The sequence below is a fragment of the Enterococcus sp. R12 genome (assembly GCF_058135755.1).
The window spans coordinates 3,253,742-3,270,000 of record NZ_CM176874.1 but is presented as its reverse complement, the minus strand read 5'-3'; the positions used below and the strand labels follow the sequence as shown (position 1 = coordinate 3,270,000).

Sequence of the window (16,259 nt, the reverse complement as noted above, 5' to 3'; positions counted from 1 at the left end):
CTTTTGTTGCGAGCAAAAGAATCACAGTCTTTTAATTACTGTAAAGTAATTACTTATCGCGGGATGGAGCAGTCTGGTAGCTCGTCGGGCTCATAACCCGAAGGTCGTAGGTTCAAATCCTGCTCCCGCAATTGCTTTTGTTTTCAAAAGCGCAATAAAAGCTAAATATGGTTTGGTAGTTCAGTTGGTTAGAATGCCTGCCTGTCACGCAGGAGGTCGCGGGTTCGAGTCCCGTCCAGACCGCCATGCGGGTGTAGTTTAGTGGTAAAACCACAGCCTTCCAAGCTGTTGTCGCGAGTTCGATTCTCGTCACCCGCTTTAGCTTTTATTTTTTGGGGCCTATAGCTCAGCTGGTTAGAGCGCACGCCTGATAAGCGTGAGGTCGATGGTTCGAGTCCATTTAGGCCCATCAAAATGTAGTCATACATTTGGGGAAGTACTCAAGTGGCTGAAGAGGCGCCCCTGCTAAGGGTGTAGGTCGGGAAACCGGCGCGAGGGTTCAAATCCCTCCTTCTCCGTTTTTTATTGGTCCGTTGGTCAAGTGGTTAAGACACCGCCCTTTCACGGCGGTAACACGGGTTCGAATCCCGTACGGATCATTTTTTACTTTTGGAGGATTACCCAAGTCCGGCTGAAGGGAACGGTCTTGAAAACCGTCAGGCGGGTAAAACCGTGCAAGGGTTCGAATCCCTTATCCTCCTTAACTGTCTCTTTTGTTGCGAGCAAAAGAATCACAGTCCTTTAATTACTGTAAAGTAATTACTTATCGCGGGATGGAGCAGTCTGGTAGCTCGTCGGGCTCATAACCCGAAGGTCGTAGGTTCAAATCCTGCTCCCGCAATTGCTTTGTTTAACGGCAAAGCAGCAATACAAAGCTTCTGGTTTGGTAGTTCAGTTGGTTAGAATGCCTGCCTGTCACGCAGGAGGTCGCGGGTTCGAGTCCCGTCCAGACCGTTGTTTTTGGCTCGGTAGCTCAGTTGGTAGAGCAATGGATTGAAGCTCCATGTGTCGGCAGTTCGATTCTGTCCCGCGCCATAGGAATGCGGGTGTAGTTTAGTGGTAAAACTACAGCCTTCCAAGCTGTTGTCGCGAGTTCGATTCTCGTCACCCGCTTTGCATTTTTTATTTGGGGCCTATAGCTCAGCTGGTTAGAGCGCACGCCTGATAAGCGTGAGGTCGATGGTTCGAGTCCATTTAGGCCCATTACATTTTTAAACTGGTCCGTTGGTCAAGCGGTTAAGACACCGCCCTTTCACGGCGGTAACACGGGTTCGAATCCCGTACGGATCATGCAAACACTCTTGAGAGTGTTTTTTTATTGCCCAAAAATGATCTTTTTATCATTTTTTCAAGCATGAGCAGTCAAAATTTGTTATAATCAGTCCGTTGCAAGTTCCCGAAAGGATTCGCAGCTGCGAAGATGCCTTGTAACCGAAACATATATTAGGGGGAATACAAAAATGACAGAGAAACACTTATTTACATCAGAGTCCGTTTCAGAAGGACACCCAGACAAAGTAGCCGACCAAATCAGTGATGCCATCTTAGATGCGTTGCTTGCCGAAGATCCAATGGCACGGGTCGCTTGCGAAACGTCAGTTACTACCGGATTGGTTTTAGTCTTTGGAGAAATTTCTACTTCTGCTTATGTAGATATTCAAAAAGTCGTCCGAGAAACCATCAAAGAAATCGGCTATACACGAGCAAAATTCGGCTTTGACGGCGATACGGTTGCTGTTTTGGTAGCGATCGATGAGCAATCACCAGATATCGCTCAAGGCGTTGACGATGCTTTAGAAAGTCGTGGAGAAACGGATAAAGAAGATATCGGTGCCGGCGACCAAGGCTTGATGTTTGGTTTTGCCGTTGATGAAACACCTGAATTGATGCCTTTACCGATCGCGTTGAGCCATCGGCTGGTACGTCGCTTAGCAGAGTTGCGGAAAAACAACGAACTAAGCTATTTGCGTCCAGATGCAAAATCACAAGTAACCGTTGAATATGATGATAACGATCAACCACAAAGAGTGGACACCGTCGTTATTAGTACCCAGCATGATGATGCGGCTGATAATGAAACGATCCACCGTGATGTCATCGAAAAAGTGATCAAAGAAGTGATCCCTGCCGATCTTTTAGACGAGCAGACAAAATATTATATCAATCCTACTGGTCGTTTTGTGATCGGCGGTCCTCAAGGGGATGCCGGTTTGACTGGCAGAAAAATCATCGTTGATACTTATGGCGGCTATGCACGTCATGGCGGCGGTGCGTTTTCTGGAAAAGATGCAACCAAAGTTGACCGTTCAGCCAGCTATGCGGCTCGCTACATTGCCAAAAACATCGTAGCAGCAAAGCTAGCCAAAAAAGTGGAAGTACAATTAGCCTATGCGATCGGTGTGGCACAGCCCGTTTCGATCAGCATCAACACTTTTGGCACAGGAACCGTCAGCAACGAGCGCTTGATCCAAGCGGTACGGGAAAACTTTGATTTGCGACCAGCAGGAATTATTGAAATGTTAGATTTGCGCCGTCCGATTTATCGTCAGACTGCCGCTTACGGACATTTCGGTCGTACAGATATCGATTTGCCATGGGAACGCACCGACAAGGTGGCGGCACTTTTGGCAAGTGTGAAGGATTAAAAGAGGCGACCTCTATTGATGACTATCAATAGAGGTTCTTTTTTTTGGAGTAAAAGGAGGAGTTATATGCGAACCAATGTAAAATTAGTCACCATTGCGGTTTTTGTCGCAACGTTTATGACCGCAATCGAAGGAACGATCATTACGACAGCGATGCCTACCATCGTTAGTTCACTGAAAGGGATCGAGATCATGAACTGGGTCTTCTCGATCTATCTTTTGACCAGTGCGATGTTGACCCCGATCTACGGCAAGTTTGCCGATAATATCGGCCGCAAACCAGTCTTTTTATTTGGGACTTTGCTGTTTATTATCGGGTCGGCGTTTTGTGGGATGGCCAACACGATGTTGACGTTGATCATTGCCAGAGCGTTGCAAGGATTAGGCGCAGGTGCCATGATGCCCGTTGCCCTAACGATCATTGCGGACCTGTATCCCGTTGAAAAGCGGGCGAAAGTCTTAGGGCTCAATAGTACGGCTTGGGGGATCGCCAGTGTCGTTGGTCCCTTAGCCGGTGGCTTGATCGTAGATACGATCGGGTGGCATTGGATCTTTTTTATCAACGTACCCATTGGATTAGGGCTGATTGCCTTGATTTGGTTTTATTTTCATGAAGAAAAAAAGGCCTTTGCTGCAGTCAACATTGATTATGCAGGCAGTCTCTTGTTGATGTTGACACTAGTAGGGCTCCTGCTAGGCTTCCAGTTGCTGGGAGATTATGGTGTGAGTCTGCCTGTCCTCAGTCTGTTCGTTTTTTCTGTCCTTATGTTCATCGGCTTCGTTCGGGTGGAGAAAAAAGCAGCAGATCCGATTATTGATCTGAAGCTGTTTCACTCAAAATTATTTGTGGTGGTCAATATCGTAGCAGCTTTGGCTAGCGGCTTCTTGATGGGGATCGATGTTTATATCCCAATGTGGATGCAAGGAGTCTTAGGCATGAGTGCGGGGATTGGCGGGCTTGTGTTGGCACCGTTGTCGATTTTATGGATGATTGGTTCCTTCTTAGCCAGCCGTTGGTTGACACAGCACAGTGTCAGCTGGGTCTTGACGGTTAGCTTGTTGATCACGGCTACCGGTGCTTTGTGGCTGTTTTTGACACCAGCACAGACGTCATTCTGGTTGTTCTTGGTCATTTCTTCTATTACTGGCGTCGGGTTAGGGGCAACGATGGTGGTTTGTACGGTTACTGCCCAAACCAGCGTTGGCCCCACACAAGTCGGCGTGGCGACTTCTTTCAATACCCTGTTGCGAACGATCGGGCAAACCATCATGGTAGCGGTCTTCGGTATCGTTTTAAACACCAGTAATAGCGTAGACTTAGCACAGGCACAAGTCAATGATAGCAGTGTCATGAATCAGCTAGTAGATCCAGCCGCTGCGCGCCAGCTGCCAACCGCATTATTAGGGCAATTACGGGAGATTCTTTATAGCGGTCTACACTGGGTTTTTGGGATCGGTGTTTTACTTATTGTGCTAGCGATTGGTTTGACCTGCACGATTTCGCGAGAATCTGGTACAATATAAAAAAAGGATCGCAGGTGATTGTATGGCTTTTTTACAAGCAAATATCTATTCAAATGTTCTTGAAATGGAGGTAATGATCGATGTGATCTTGCCTCAAAGTACCAAGAAAAAAATCGGCACGCAAAGCCAATCGACGGGCACAGATCTCCCGGTGCTTTATTTATTGCATGGGATGAACGGAAATCATAGTGTCTGGCAGCGACGGACGTCGATCGAGCGGTATGCCGCAGAGTATCAACTAGCGGTCATCATGCCGTCTACTGATCTGGGGTGGTATACCGATACGACCTATGAGATGAAGTATTGGACTTTTATCGCCGAAGAATTACCACAGATTTGCCATGAGCTGTTTCCTCAGCTGACGCAAAAACGAGAAAAAACTTTTGCGGCTGGGCTTTCGATGGGGGGCTACGGGGCAGTAAAACTCGGGCTGAGAAAGCCTGACCAGTTTGCGGCGGTAGCGTCTTTGTCTGGGGCATTAGCGCTGGCTGAAAGCATGGATTCCTTGCTGCAGCTGCGAAGCCAAGCTTATTGGGAAGGAATTTTTGGACCATTAGAGCAATTCAAAGGGTCAGAAAATGATTTGATCCATCTGATTGAGACCATCGATCCAAGCACAGCGCCGCGCTTTTTTATTAGCTGCGGAACCGAGGATCAGCTGTATCCGGCAAGTGAATATGCGGTGGATAAGCTGCAAAAACGCAAACTAGCCGTAACGTTTGAATCGGGAACTGGGGATCATGATTGGAATTTCTGGGATCAATGGATCCAACGAGTCCTGCAATGGCTTTTTAGTGAATAAAAAAACCATCAGTCGATCGACACCTTAACGTGCCGAGGACTGATGGTTTTTTCGTTCGATACAAAATAAGATCGGCGGTTGGTTGCGCTGATTGATAAATTGATAGGAAAGGACATTGAATGCCTCTTGCGGCAGCTGCTGACAAAAGGAGTGTACTTCTTTCAGCTCTGCTTCGCCGCCAGCGTGTCCATAATAGCAGACGAGGATGATTCTACCTTTCGGGGCTAAACGTGTCAGTAAAGCTTCTAAAGCCGTTTTCGTTGTATCAGGCAGCGTGATGATCGCTTTGTCCCCTTTCGGCAAGTAGCCTAAATTGAAAATGGCGGCGTGAACCGGACCACTCACAACATCTGCCAACGTCTCATGGCCTTGATGGATCAGCTGGACTTGCGCCAACAGCTCTTTTTCAGCCAACCGCTTTTTGGTAGCTTGCAGGGCTTGTTCTTGAATATCAAACGCAAACACCTGACCAGTTGGGCCAACTAAGGAAGCCAGTAATTCCGTGTCGAAGCCGTTGCCCATCGTGGCATCAACGGCGGTTTGTCCCGGTTGCAGAACTTCTTTTAAAAGGGTGTGGCTATAGCGCATGGCGGTCGGCAGCATTGACAGGCTCCTTTCGCACGTTGAATTTTCCTTGATAGGAGTTGCGGCGCAGCATTTCTTGATCGATCTCATTCAAGACTTCCCATTTTTTCAAACTCCACATTGGACCTACCAGAGAATCCCATGGTGCATCGCCTGTCAAGCGATGAATGATGATCTCTGGGGGGATCATTTCTAACTGATCGCAGATCAATGACACATAGGTATCGCGCCGCATCAATTGCAAACGTCCTTCATGATAATCCCGCAGCATCCGAGTATTGCGCATCAAATGCAGCAGGTGCAGTTTGATGCCTTGGATATCAGAATCTTGAATGGTGCGGCGGACATTTTCTTGCATCATCTCGATCGTCTCGCCTGGCAGGCCATTGATCAAATGGGTACAGACACGAATATTGTGTTTGCGCAGGCTGGCGACGCCGTCTAAGTAAGTTTGATAATCATGGGCGCGGTTGATGGCATTGCTCGTGGTTTCAAACGTCGTTTGCAGTCCTAATTCGACCCATAAATAAAAGCGTTGATTGAGCTCTGCTAGATAGTCAACGACATCTTCTGGTAAGCAGTCTGGTCGGGTCCCAATGGAGATCCCGACAACACCAGGTAGTGTCAGCACTTGCTCGAAGCGCTCGCGGATCACTGCCACCGGTGCGTGGGTGTTCGTAAAATTTTGAAAATAGACAATGTATTTGTCCACTTGTGGCCACTTTTTGTGCATCATGGCGATCTCTTTTTCAAACTGCTCTGGCAGTGGGGCTTCAGGAGCTACGATCATATCGCCAGAACCGGACACACTGCAAAATGTACAGCCGCCTTTGGCAACGGTGCCGTCACGATTGGGGCAGTCGAAGCCCGCATCGATGGGGACTTTAAAGATTTTTTCGCCAAATTCTTGCCGCAAAGCAAAGTTCCACGAATGGTATCGTTTGTTTTTATCTTCTGCATAAGGAAATGGATTCATTTTTTTACCTTCTTTTATAATTGTTTACGCGTGAAGCGCCAGACAAAGCGTTTTTGCAAGTAGTACGGATAGGTCAACAGCAGCCAAGACAGGCCAACACAAAAACCGCCTAACACATCACTGGGGAAATGCACACCAACATAAATACGGCTGATGCCGATGCAGCCAATCAAAAGGCCCAGCAAAAGGCGAATGCCCCATTGCCAAAAAGGCTGCTTGAAGAAAACTGGGACCAAGAAGAGCAAGGTTCCATAAAAAATCATACTGCCCGTCGAGTGTCCACTGGGGAAACTGAAACTTGATTCCGTGACTAAGTGTTCAAGAGTTGGGCGCTCCCGTAAAAAGACCAGTTTGATCAATGGATTAAAGAGCCCAGCAATCCCGATGGTACCAATACTGAGCCATATAGCTTCAGCATAATACTTGTTGATCACTAAGACAGCTAAAACAGCGAGAAAGAGCAAGATGATCGTGGTAGGATTCGCAAATTTTGTGACCCATAGAAAAAACGGTGTCCAAAACGGGTAGCCGCTGCGGATGATGCGAGTCAAGGTTTCGTCAAAGGAGACCAACCAAGTAGGGTAAAATTTCACGACATAGCCGAGAAAAACGAACAGCAGTAAAAAGCAACTGCCCGCAAATTGAAAATAAAGTTTTTTATGCATGGATAAGCCTCGTTTCTAGAGAATTTCTGTCAATTATTGTCATTAAGTCAAAGAGACATCTAGAAGGTATTATAGCATTTATCACAAGTCGGAAAAAGCAGGGAACGAGCAAGGGGTTACTCGTCTGAGCAAGCGATACGTTTATCGGGAGCAGGCCAATTGCTTCATTGCAATAAATGTTCGTTTGATTACAAAGAGTTTACAGTTTCTGAAATCGGCTCAAATACCTTTTATAAATTCTTAAGAAATTGTATACTAAACCTACGTTCACTATAAGGAAAAAACGGAGGAATAACGGACATGAACACGAGTCAATCAAGAAAAGTACATCGTCAAGCAGACCAATCGGGCGATAAGTATCGAGTGATCAAAAAAAGTGCAGTTGTTTTAGGAACAACACTGACTGCTTGCTCTGTTGTAGCTCCATTGGTGTCATCGGTTCAAGCAGAAGCCGTAGAGACCTCGATTGCCCAAGTTTCTACTAGCAATTTTGCCGCGCCGAATACTTCCGCGTTTATTGCTGAAATCGCTACGTACGCCCAACCTGTGGCAAACGCCAACGATCTATATGCTTCTGTGATGATAGCGCAAGCCATTTTAGAAAGTGGTTGGGGCCGAAGCAGCTTATCAAAAGCACCGAATTACAATCTTTTCGGAATCAAAGGCAGCTATAACGGTCAAACCGTTTATATGAGTACCTTAGAATATTTGAACAACCAATGGTTGACTATGAATGAACCCTTTAAGCGTTACCCATCTTACACGCAATCATTTGAAGATAACGCACGTACTTTACGCTCAACTTCTTTACAAAGCGGTGTCGCGTATTATTCTGGCGCTTGGAAAAGCAATACGACTTCATATCTTGATGCAACCGCATGGCTAGCAGGCCGTTATGCGACTGCACCAAACTATGCCTCTTCACTGAATGCCGTGATCCAGCAATTTGGGTTGACGAAATATGACACGCCAGCTTCTGGCAATGCCGGTGGTGGCGCCACAGCCAGTGCTTCAACGAGTATGACGACCACGACATCAGCTGTCAGCACGAGCGGCAGTCAAACCTATACAGTCGCTTCGGGCGACTCAGTCTGGTCGATCGCCAACAAACATGGCATCTCCATGGATCAGCTGCGCAGTTTGAACAATATCAAAAACGATTTTGTTTATCCAGGACAAACCTTGAAAGTCAACGGCAGCGCCCAAAGTACTTCGGCAACTTCAACGGTATCGATCGTCAATCGCAATGCTTCAGCAACTACATCAGGCAATACCTACACCGTAGTTTCTGGCGATTCCGTTTGGTCGATCGCCAATAAGCATGGCATTTCGATGGATCAATTTCGCAGTTTGAACAACATCAAAAATGATTTTGTCTATCCAGGTCAAAAAGTTGTCGTTAGCGGTGGTTCGTCTACGAATACCAGCAGTACTACGACCGTCAGCACGGCATCAACGGCTAGCCAAAGCAGTGGCGGCACCTACACGGTAGCAGCTGGCGATTCAGTCTGGTCGATCGCTAACAAGCATGGCATCTCGATGGATCAGTTCCGTAGCTTGAACAATATTAAAAACGACTATGTTTATCCAGGTCAAAAGGTGGTTGTCAGCGGTAGTTCTACCCGTACAAGTACAACGACGAGCACGACCGTCAGCAGCCAAACCAGCAGCAGTGCTGCAGGCAACACCTATACGGTGGCTTCTGGTGATTCAGTCTGGTCAGTTGCCAATAAACACGGGATTTCGATGGACCAATTCCGCAGCTGGAACAACATCAAAAATGATTTTATCTATCCAGGACAAAAGGTGGTCGTCAAGCAAGGCGGCACGGCAGCTACTACCAGCACTTCAGCGACAAATGGTACGTACAAGGTCGCATCGGGGGATTCTGTTTGGGGGATCGCAGATAAGTTCGGCATCACGACGGATCAATTTATCCAATGGAACAATATTCAAAATAACTTTATTTACCCAGGACAAACAGTTAGGGTAAAATAGATTGCTATTCCTAATGATTTTTGTTAGGATAAGTGCAAAGAAACTTTCACGTTTGAGAAGGAATAGTAGAAGTACGGTGGGACTTTTAGAGAGTGCATGGTTGGTGGAAATGCACAGCACACCTTTCGAACTCGTCTTCGAGTGATATCTGACTGAACCTGATTTGGCTAGGCAGATACGGCGATGGCCGTTAAAACATCGAGGTCTGCTTTTTTGAGGAGCAGATAAACTTAGGTGGTACCACGTTGATAACGTCCTATAAAAATCATAGCGATTTTTATAGGACTTTTTTTAAGTTTTGCTGGTTGATTTGACGAGCAAAACACCAATTTTTTAGGAGGAGTCCATCGTGAATTACAATCACAAAGAAATCGAAAAAAAATGGCAAAAATATTGGGCAAAGAAAAATGAATTCAACACCCATGATGAGCCGGACAAACCAAAATTTTATGCGCTAGATATGTTCCCATATCCATCTGGACAAGGATTACATGTCGGACATCCAGAAGGCTATACAGCTACGGATATCTTGAGCCGCTTCAAACGCAGCCAAGGGTACAATGTACTGCACCCAATGGGCTGGGATGCCTTTGGTCTGCCTGCCGAACAATATGCACTAGACACTGGAAATGATCCAGCGGAATTCACGAAGAAAAATATTGAGACCTTCCGCCGTCAAATCAATGCGCTAGGATTCAGCTATGACTGGAATCGTGAAATCAATACGACAGATCCCGAGTACTACAAGTGGACGCAATGGATCTTTACCAAGCTTTATGAAAAAGGGTTAGCTTATGAAGCCGAAGTTCCAGTAAACTGGGTACCAGAGCTTGGGACCGTGATCGCCAATGAAGAAGTCATTGACGGCAAAAGCGAACGGGGCGGCTACGATGTGATCCGCAAACCGATGCGCCAATGGATGCTGAAAATCACAGCGTATGCTGATCGTTTGTTGGACGATTTAGAAGAAGTTGATTGGCCAGAAAGCATCAAAGAAATGCAACGCAATTGGATCGGACGTTCGGTCGGAGCCAACGTTACGTTTAAAGTGGCAGGGATGGAAAAAGACTTTACCGTCTTTACGACTCGCCCAGATACCTTGTTTGGTGCGACCTACGCCGTATTGGCACCAGAACATGAGCTAGTGGCCCAAATCACTACACCAGAACAAAAAGCAGCCATTGATGCCTATGTAGAAGAAGCGTCGAAAAAATCTGATTTGAACCGAACAGATTTGGCCAAAGAAAAAACTGGTGTCTTCACAGGTGCCTATGCCATCAATCCCGTGAATGGTAAAGAAATCCCGATTTGGATCGCCGATTATGTTTTGGCTTCTTATGGAACAGGTGCGATCATGGCGGTTCCTGCCCATGACGAACGTGACCACGAATTTGCCAAAACATTTGGCTTAGAGATCATTCCTGTATTGGCAGGGGGCAACGTGGAAGAATCTGCCTATACCGAAGATGGACTGCATATCAATTCAGACTTTTTGGATGGGCTAGACAAAGAGACAGCCATCGAAAAAATGGTCGCATGGTTGGAAGAAAACCACGTTGGGAAAAAAGAAGTCAGCTATCGTCTTCGCGATTGGTTGTTCTCTCGCCAACGGTATTGGGGAGAGCCAATCCCAATCATCCATTGGGAAGATGGGACGACTACGACGCTTCCTGAAGATCAGCTGCCGTTGCGTTTGCCAAAAACCGACAATATCAAACCAAGCGGTACTGGTGAATCGCCATTAGCCAATGTCACAGATTGGGTCAATGTCACCGACCCTGAAACTGGAAAAAAAGGACGTCGTGAAACCAATACGATGCCGCAATGGGCTGGAAGTTCATGGTATTTCTTGCGCTTTATCGATCCTCATAATAAGTCTGTTTTGGCAGACTACGACAAATTGAAACGCTGGATGCCAGTCGATATTTATATCGGTGGCGCAGAGCACGCTGTCTTGCACTTGCTTTATGCTCGCTTCTGGCATAAATTCTTGTATGATATCGGTGTCGTGCCAACGAAAGAACCATTTGAAAAATTGTTCAACCAAGGGATGATCCTTGGGGAAAACAATGAAAAAATGTCAAAATCCCGCGGCAACGTCGTCAATCCAGATGATGTCATCAATCAATACGGTGCGGATACTTTGCGTCTATATGAAATGTTTATGGGACCATTGGATGCATCGATCGCTTGGAATGAGAATGGTCTTGAAGGCAGTCGTAAATTCTTGGATCGTGTGTGGCGCTTGATCGTCGATGAAAATGGCAAAATGCGTGACCGCATCACGACATTCAACGATGGCAAATTGTCGAAAGTTTACCATCAAACCGTTAAGAAAGTGACGGAAGATTTTGAGCAGCTGCACTTCAATACGGCGATTTCCCAATTGATGGTCTTTGTCAATGAAGCGTACAAAGCCGATGCCTTGCCTTACGAATATGTCGAAGGATTTGTGCAGCTATTGGCTCCGATCGCACCGCATATCGGGGAAGAGCTATGGTCGATCCTCGGGAATGACCAAGGGATCTCTTATGTGCCATGGCCAACCTATGACGAAAGTGCCCTAGTGGAAGACGAGATCGAAGTCGTCTTTCAAGTCAACGGCAAAGTTCGCGCCAAAGCAATGGTGCCAGCGGATGCCGAAAAAGCAGTGCTTGAACAATTGGCGCAAGAAAACGAACTTGTCCAAGAACAGCTCCAAGGAAAAACGATCCGTAAAGTGATCGTCGTACCGAACAAATTGGTCAATATCGTTGCAAACTAAACGCTAAAAAATAGCTGCCTAGCAGATCGAGGGTCTGTTAGGCAGCTTTTTGGTGACGACAAAGAAAAAAAGTGTTACTGAGTAGTTCTCAGCAACACTTTTTTGTTATTTTTTGCGAATGATCCCATAGAACAAAGCGGCTGTTGCGACCAATGGAATCAAGATCACTAGTAGAAAGCCGTTTGGATACGTAGCGCGAGTGAAAATTTCTGATGAAGCATCACTTCCGCCAAATAGATGATTGGAAATCATGAACTGAGCCATCATAGCAACGATTGCGACAAAACCAATTGCAGCACCAGTACCGACGAAAATTTTTTTCTTTGCGTTGTTCATTACATTTGCCCCTTTTATAGTCTCTATGTATCATTATACAAAATTTGGATGCGTGTTCAATCTGATTTTGTCAAATAATTGATTCGTAATACACTTGAAATGTTTCTGACATATTTAAGCACCAGAAGAGTAAAAATTCCCCTGTAGACCGATCATATTATTCGCTGATCCTCGCGGACTCTCGTATAATAAAGTAAGAGAAAAGAAAGAGGGGACTTACATGGAGTATCAATCATTTGAAGGCCAGTCGGCTTTTTTTGAAGATTATGCACGGATTGCCAAACCTGGCTATGAGGAAGAGGCAGTCACTGCCGATGTCTTAGAACAGTTGAATCAACAATTAACAGAAGAAGAGCTGTTTTATCGTTTAGCAGCCGAAGATGCCAAAGAAGGGCAAGTCTTTTTGTTTCCTTTCAGCAAACGAATGTTTACCGAAGACCTTGACGCCGCCATTTCAACAGAATTCCGTTATGATGGCGCACCCTATGTCTATGAGACTTACGAAGACGAACAACCTTAGTCACGCAGAAAAAAAGCTTTCAGATGATCTGTTAAATCATCTGAAAGTTTTTTTGTTGAGGCAACTTGTTGCTATTGGTGTTTGGCTTGCTGCTGCGCTAAGGTCAAGTCACCGATGTAAGGGACTTTTTTTCCAGCGACTTTCAAGTATTGTTCGGCGCCTTTGCCCGCAATAATCACGATATCCTTACTGTCTGCTTCAGCAATCGCCGATTTGACGGCTTGAGCCCGATCCATCTCATGAATGATGGCAACTTCAGGATTGGTGATCGCAGCTGCGATTTCTTTTGCGATCGCAGCTGCTTCTTCAAAATCAGGATCATCGCTGGTCAGGTAGACTTTGTCCGCATATTCTCCTAGCGCTCGTCCCATATCTGCTCGGCGAGATTGGGCTTTGCCGCCAGCACTGCCAGTGACAAAAAGCAGGCGGCCTTCTGGGCGCAATTGGCGGGCAAGTTCACTTAATGATTGGAAGCTAAGGTAATTGTGGGCATAGTCAACGATCATGACTGCGCCATTTTCTTTTTCTAAAACGATCATTCGTCCAGGGATGATCACTGTCGGCAGGACTTTCTGAGCGTCTTCACGAGAGGCACCCGCTAAGCAGGCAGCTAAAATCGCAGCTGCAGCATTCTCATGGTTGAAAGAACCTAAGATCCCCAGTTGATATTCCCCAGAGACTTGCAACACATCAGAAGCAGCTGACAGCGCAAAGCCTTTTAGATCCGTCCCTTCTTGGACGACATAATCGGCGTCTGAACGTCCGTAGGTGATATAAGGAACTTGATGGACTTCACAAGTTTCTCGCAGCAAATGGTAGTGATCACTTTGGCGATTCAAAATCATCTGTTTGCTGTTGCGGATCAGTTCCCGTTTGCAGTAAAGGTAATCGTCATAAGTTGGATGTTCCACTGGTCCAATGTGATCAGGCGAAATATTTAAGAACGCGCCAATATCAAAGGTAATACCGGCGACCCGTTTGGTTTTATAGGCTTGGGAAGAAACCTCCATCACAAGATGGGTCATGCCGTTTGCGACAGCCTCGGCCATCATCTTATAAAGATCCAGTGTTTCGGGGGTCGTCAACACTGCTTCATTAAAGGTTTTTCCATCGACTGAGTTTTCCTCAGATGAAAAGAATGCTACTTTTTGACCCGTCGATTCTGCTAAAATCGCCCGAGCAAAATAGGCGCAGCTGGTTTTGCCTTTTGTTCCCGTGATGCCGATGGTCACCAGCTGTTCTTGAGGATGGCCATAAAACGCTTGAGCGATCACTGCCATCGTTTCTCGAATGTCGGTGACGATGATTCCATAAGTTGCAAAGTTGTCATAGGGCGTTTCTGAAATGTAGCACTGAATCCCTTGGTCAATGGCGGCAGCCAGGTAGCTTTCTTTAAAAGAAGCCCCTTTACAGAAAAAAAGCGTCGCCGCATCGGCTGTTCGCGAGTCGTAGCTTAATGAGGTAAAGGCAAGATCAGTCATTTCTTGCGGCACGGTATAAACCCAATCAGTGGGGGTGATGATTTCTTTCAATAGGTTTTCCTGCAATAAGAGCTTGCGGATCTGTGGCACGGTAATGAGTTCCTTTTGCATCGTTGTTCTCCTTCATTCCTCTAAAGATTTCTCTTATTATAGCATAACTCCTAAAAACCGCCGTTTGGGAGGGAAAAGTTTTCTTTTTTTTCTCCTTATTTTGAAGAAACTTTAAGATGTTGCAAAAATAGATTGCGACCAACCCTTTTTCGAATTAAAATGGAAGGGATATGTTTGTAGAAAGTTGGAGATAATGGCGATGGATAAACACATGCGTTCAGTGTCAAAAGAATTAACTACACAAGAAAAAATGGCTCAAGGATCTGCTTGGATGACGATGGGAAATATCGGCTCACGCTTGCTTGGCGCTATTTACATTTTACCCTGGTATTATTGGATGGGCGCAAATGCGGATAAAGCAAATGCGTTGTTTGGAATGGGCTATAATGTTTACGCCTTATTTTTAATGATCTCCACTGCGGGGATCCCTTCAGCAATTGCCAAACAGATTTCTTTTTACAATTCTCGCCAAGAATACCGCACGAGTCAGAAGCTCTTTTTACGAGCGTTTCAATTGATGGCAGGCTTTGGCGTGGTGACCGCTGGAATCATGTATTTGGCAGCCCCATGGTTGGCAACGGCTTCAGGCGGAGGCGCAGAATTGATTCCTGCGATGCGCTCATTGAGTATTGCTTTATTGGTTTTTCCTTGTATGAGTGTCATGCGAGGGTATTTCCAAGGAAACCAAGACATGAAACCTTTTGCGATCTCGCAAGTCGTTGAACAAATCGCTCGTGTCTGTTATATGCTTTTAGCGACCTTCATCATTATGCGGGTCATCGAAGGCGAATACACGGCAGCCGTGACGCAATCGACCTTTGCCGCCTTTATCGGTGTCTTAGCCAGCATTTTGGTATTAGGCTATTACTTCCAAAAGCAGCGGGTGCGGATGGATGTTTTAGTCGATATGAGCAAAGAAGAAACGGTGCTGCAAACCAAAGAATTGGTTTTAGCGACCATCAAAGAAGCGATCCCTTTTATTATCGTAGGCTCAGGGATCACGATTTTAAAATTGGTGGATCAGTACACCTTTGTTCGAATGATGAGCAGTTTTACCGAATTTTCAAATGATCAGCTCTTAGAACTAATGGCGATTTTCGGCAGCAACCCTGATAAGCTGACGATGGTGGTTATCGGATTAGCTACTTCCATGGCTTCAACGGGACTGCCTTTGATCAGTGAAGCAGTCGCCAAAAAAGACAAAAAGAACTTAGCCAAATTGATCAGCAACAACTTGCAATTGTATTCCTTTGTAATGTTTCCAGCGACTTTTGGGATGATCGTACTGTCTTATCCTCTATACACCTTGTTTTATCGTCCAGATGCGTTAGGGGCGAGCGTCTTAGTCGCTGCCTGTCTTTCTGGTCTGGTCTTGGGCTTGTTTATGCTTAGTTCGAGTATGCTGCAAGGGATGTACCACAACAAAGAAGCGGTTGTTTTCTTCTTTGTAGGGTTACTGGTGAAAGTGATCTTGCAGTATCCAGCGATTCGTTTGTTCCAAGTCTACGGTCCATTGGTTTCTACCACGATTGCCTTAGGGATCGTCTGCTGGCTGAATATTCGCAAAATGATTCGCAAAGGCCATTTCAATGTAAACTTGACGTTGCGACGGACATTATTGATTGGCGCGATGACGATCATTATGGTGATCGCAGCGTTGATCGCTCGCCAACTCTTTGGGCTTGTCTTGAGCTCTGAAAGAAAAGTCCAAGCCTTTATCTTGAGCTTGCTAGTAGCAGGAGTCGGCGGCAGTGTATACATCTACATTGCGCTGAAATTGCGTTTAGCTGAAAAACTACTCGGCTCATCAATGGTTCGTTTACGCCAGAAATTACACATCAAATAAAACCAG

Annotated in this window: 12 protein-coding genes, 13 tRNA genes, 1 riboswitch and 1 other annotated feature; of the genes, 20 read left to right on the top strand and 5 right to left on the bottom strand. The window is 45.9% G+C overall.

Going from position 1 to position 16,259, the window contains the following annotated elements:
• Positions 1-57 precede the first annotated feature (57 nt).
• The 16 genes from ACTW1R_RS15190 (at position 58) to ACTW1R_RS15115 (ending at position 4,971) form a co-directional block, all read left to right on the top strand.
• Positions 58-131, top strand: a tRNA-Met gene (locus ACTW1R_RS15190).
• Positions 132-169: 38 nt separating this feature from the next.
• Positions 170-246, top strand: a tRNA-Asp gene (locus ACTW1R_RS15185).
• A gap of 1 nt (position 247) precedes the next feature.
• Positions 248-318, top strand: a tRNA-Gly gene (locus ACTW1R_RS15180).
• A gap of 17 nt (positions 319-335) precedes the next feature.
• Positions 336-409, top strand: a tRNA-Ile gene (locus tag ACTW1R_RS15175).
• 21 nt (positions 410-430) lie between these two features.
• Positions 431-518, top strand: a tRNA-Ser gene (locus tag ACTW1R_RS15170).
• 9 nt (positions 519-527) lie between these two features.
• Positions 528-599: transfer RNA gene (locus tag ACTW1R_RS15165), tRNA-Glu, on the top strand.
• Between the two features lie 12 nt (positions 600-611).
• Positions 612-701 (top strand) — tRNA-Ser (locus tag ACTW1R_RS15160).
• A 66-nt stretch (positions 702-767) separates the two neighbouring features.
• Positions 768-841 (top strand) — tRNA-Met (locus ACTW1R_RS15155).
• Between the two features lie 39 nt (positions 842-880).
• Positions 881-954: transfer RNA gene (locus ACTW1R_RS15150), tRNA-Asp, on the top strand.
• Positions 955-962: 8 nt separating this feature from the next.
• Positions 963-1,035: transfer RNA gene (locus ACTW1R_RS15145), tRNA-Phe, on the top strand.
• A gap of 7 nt (positions 1,036-1,042) precedes the next feature.
• Positions 1,043-1,113 (top strand) — tRNA-Gly (locus ACTW1R_RS15140).
• Positions 1,114-1,129: 16 nt separating this feature from the next.
• Positions 1,130-1,203, top strand: a tRNA-Ile gene (locus ACTW1R_RS15135).
• Between the two features lie 15 nt (positions 1,204-1,218).
• A tRNA-Glu gene (locus tag ACTW1R_RS15130) sits at positions 1,219-1,290 on the top strand.
• Positions 1,291-1,381: 91 nt separating this feature from the next.
• A riboswitch (SMK box riboswitch) is annotated at positions 1,382-1,463 on the top strand.
• A complete protein-coding gene (metK, locus tag ACTW1R_RS15125; protein ID WP_005233362.1) occupies positions 1,461-2,645 on the top strand; it encodes a methionine adenosyltransferase in 1,185 nt (394 codons plus the stop codon). Its footprint overlaps the riboswitch before it by 3 nt.
• A gap of 66 nt (positions 2,646-2,711) precedes the next feature.
• Positions 2,712-4,169 (top strand): MDR family MFS transporter, encoded by a 1,458-nt coding sequence (locus tag ACTW1R_RS15120; RefSeq protein WP_489927312.1) that lies wholly within the window; start codon positions 2,712-2,714, stop codon positions 4,167-4,169.
• A gap of 22 nt (positions 4,170-4,191) precedes the next feature.
• Positions 4,192-4,971: an alpha/beta hydrolase gene (locus ACTW1R_RS15115; RefSeq protein ID WP_005227672.1), complete on the top strand. Its 780-nt coding sequence runs from the start codon at positions 4,192-4,194 to the stop codon at positions 4,969-4,971.
• A gap of 24 nt (positions 4,972-4,995) precedes the next feature.
• Here the strand turns inward: ACTW1R_RS15115 and mnmM are convergent, their stop codons facing one another.
• The 3 genes from mnmM to ACTW1R_RS15100 are packed head-to-tail and all read right to left on the bottom strand — an operon-like array spanning position 4,996 to position 7,197.
• Positions 4,996-5,574, bottom strand: a complete 579-nt coding sequence (gene mnmM, locus ACTW1R_RS15110; RefSeq protein ID WP_034857576.1) for a tRNA 5-(aminomethyl)-2-thiouridylate-methyltransferase MnmM — start codon at positions 5,572-5,574, stop codon at positions 4,996-4,998.
• Positions 5,549-6,532, bottom strand: coding sequence for a tRNA modification radical SAM protein MnmL/YtqA (mnmL, locus tag ACTW1R_RS15105; RefSeq protein ID WP_010749006.1), 984 nt, complete (start codon positions 6,530-6,532; stop codon positions 5,549-5,551). The genes mnmM and mnmL overlap by 26 nt, the downstream gene beginning before the upstream one ends.
• A gap of 14 nt (positions 6,533-6,546) precedes the next feature.
• A complete protein-coding gene (locus tag ACTW1R_RS15100; protein ID WP_005227675.1) occupies positions 6,547-7,197 on the bottom strand; it encodes a phosphatase PAP2 family protein in 651 nt (216 codons plus the stop codon).
• 300 nt (positions 7,198-7,497) lie between these two features.
• On the opposite strand from ACTW1R_RS15100, the gene ACTW1R_RS15095 reads away from it, so the two are divergent.
• Together ACTW1R_RS15095 and leuS are read left to right on the top strand one after the other, a co-directional pair.
• Positions 7,498-9,195, top strand: coding sequence for a LysM peptidoglycan-binding domain-containing protein (locus ACTW1R_RS15095; protein ID WP_087628084.1), 1,698 nt, complete (start codon positions 7,498-7,500; stop codon positions 9,193-9,195).
• Between the two features lie 42 nt (positions 9,196-9,237).
• Positions 9,238-9,457, top strand: a binding site (T-box leader).
• A gap of 87 nt (positions 9,458-9,544) precedes the next feature.
• A complete protein-coding gene (leuS, locus tag ACTW1R_RS15090; protein ID WP_087628083.1) occupies positions 9,545-11,959 on the top strand; it encodes a leucine--tRNA ligase in 2,415 nt (804 codons plus the stop codon).
• A 105-nt stretch (positions 11,960-12,064) separates the two neighbouring features.
• Here leuS and ACTW1R_RS15085 read toward each other — a convergent pair whose 3' ends face one another.
• Positions 12,065-12,295, bottom strand: coding sequence for a hypothetical protein (locus tag ACTW1R_RS15085; RefSeq protein WP_005227680.1), 231 nt, complete (start codon positions 12,293-12,295; stop codon positions 12,065-12,067).
• 220 nt (positions 12,296-12,515) lie between these two features.
• Between ACTW1R_RS15085 and ACTW1R_RS15080 the strand changes: the two genes are divergently transcribed.
• Positions 12,516-12,815 carry a DUF5960 family protein gene (locus tag ACTW1R_RS15080; protein ID WP_005227682.1) on the top strand — a complete coding sequence of 100 codons (300 nt, stop codon included), beginning with the start codon at positions 12,516-12,518 and terminating at the stop codon, positions 12,813-12,815.
• Between the two features lie 71 nt (positions 12,816-12,886).
• Here ACTW1R_RS15080 and murE read toward each other — a convergent pair whose 3' ends face one another.
• A complete protein-coding gene (murE, locus tag ACTW1R_RS15075) occupies positions 12,887-14,407 on the bottom strand; it encodes a UDP-N-acetylmuramyl-tripeptide synthetase (protein ID WP_081116952.1) in 1,521 nt (506 codons plus the stop codon).
• Positions 14,408-14,606: 199 nt separating this feature from the next.
• On the opposite strand from murE, the gene ACTW1R_RS15070 reads away from it, so the two are divergent.
• Positions 14,607-16,253 carry a putative polysaccharide biosynthesis protein gene (locus tag ACTW1R_RS15070; protein ID WP_015510492.1) on the top strand — a complete coding sequence of 549 codons (1,647 nt, stop codon included), beginning with the start codon at positions 14,607-14,609 and terminating at the stop codon, positions 16,251-16,253.
• The last annotated feature ends 6 nt before the right edge of the window (positions 16,254-16,259 follow it).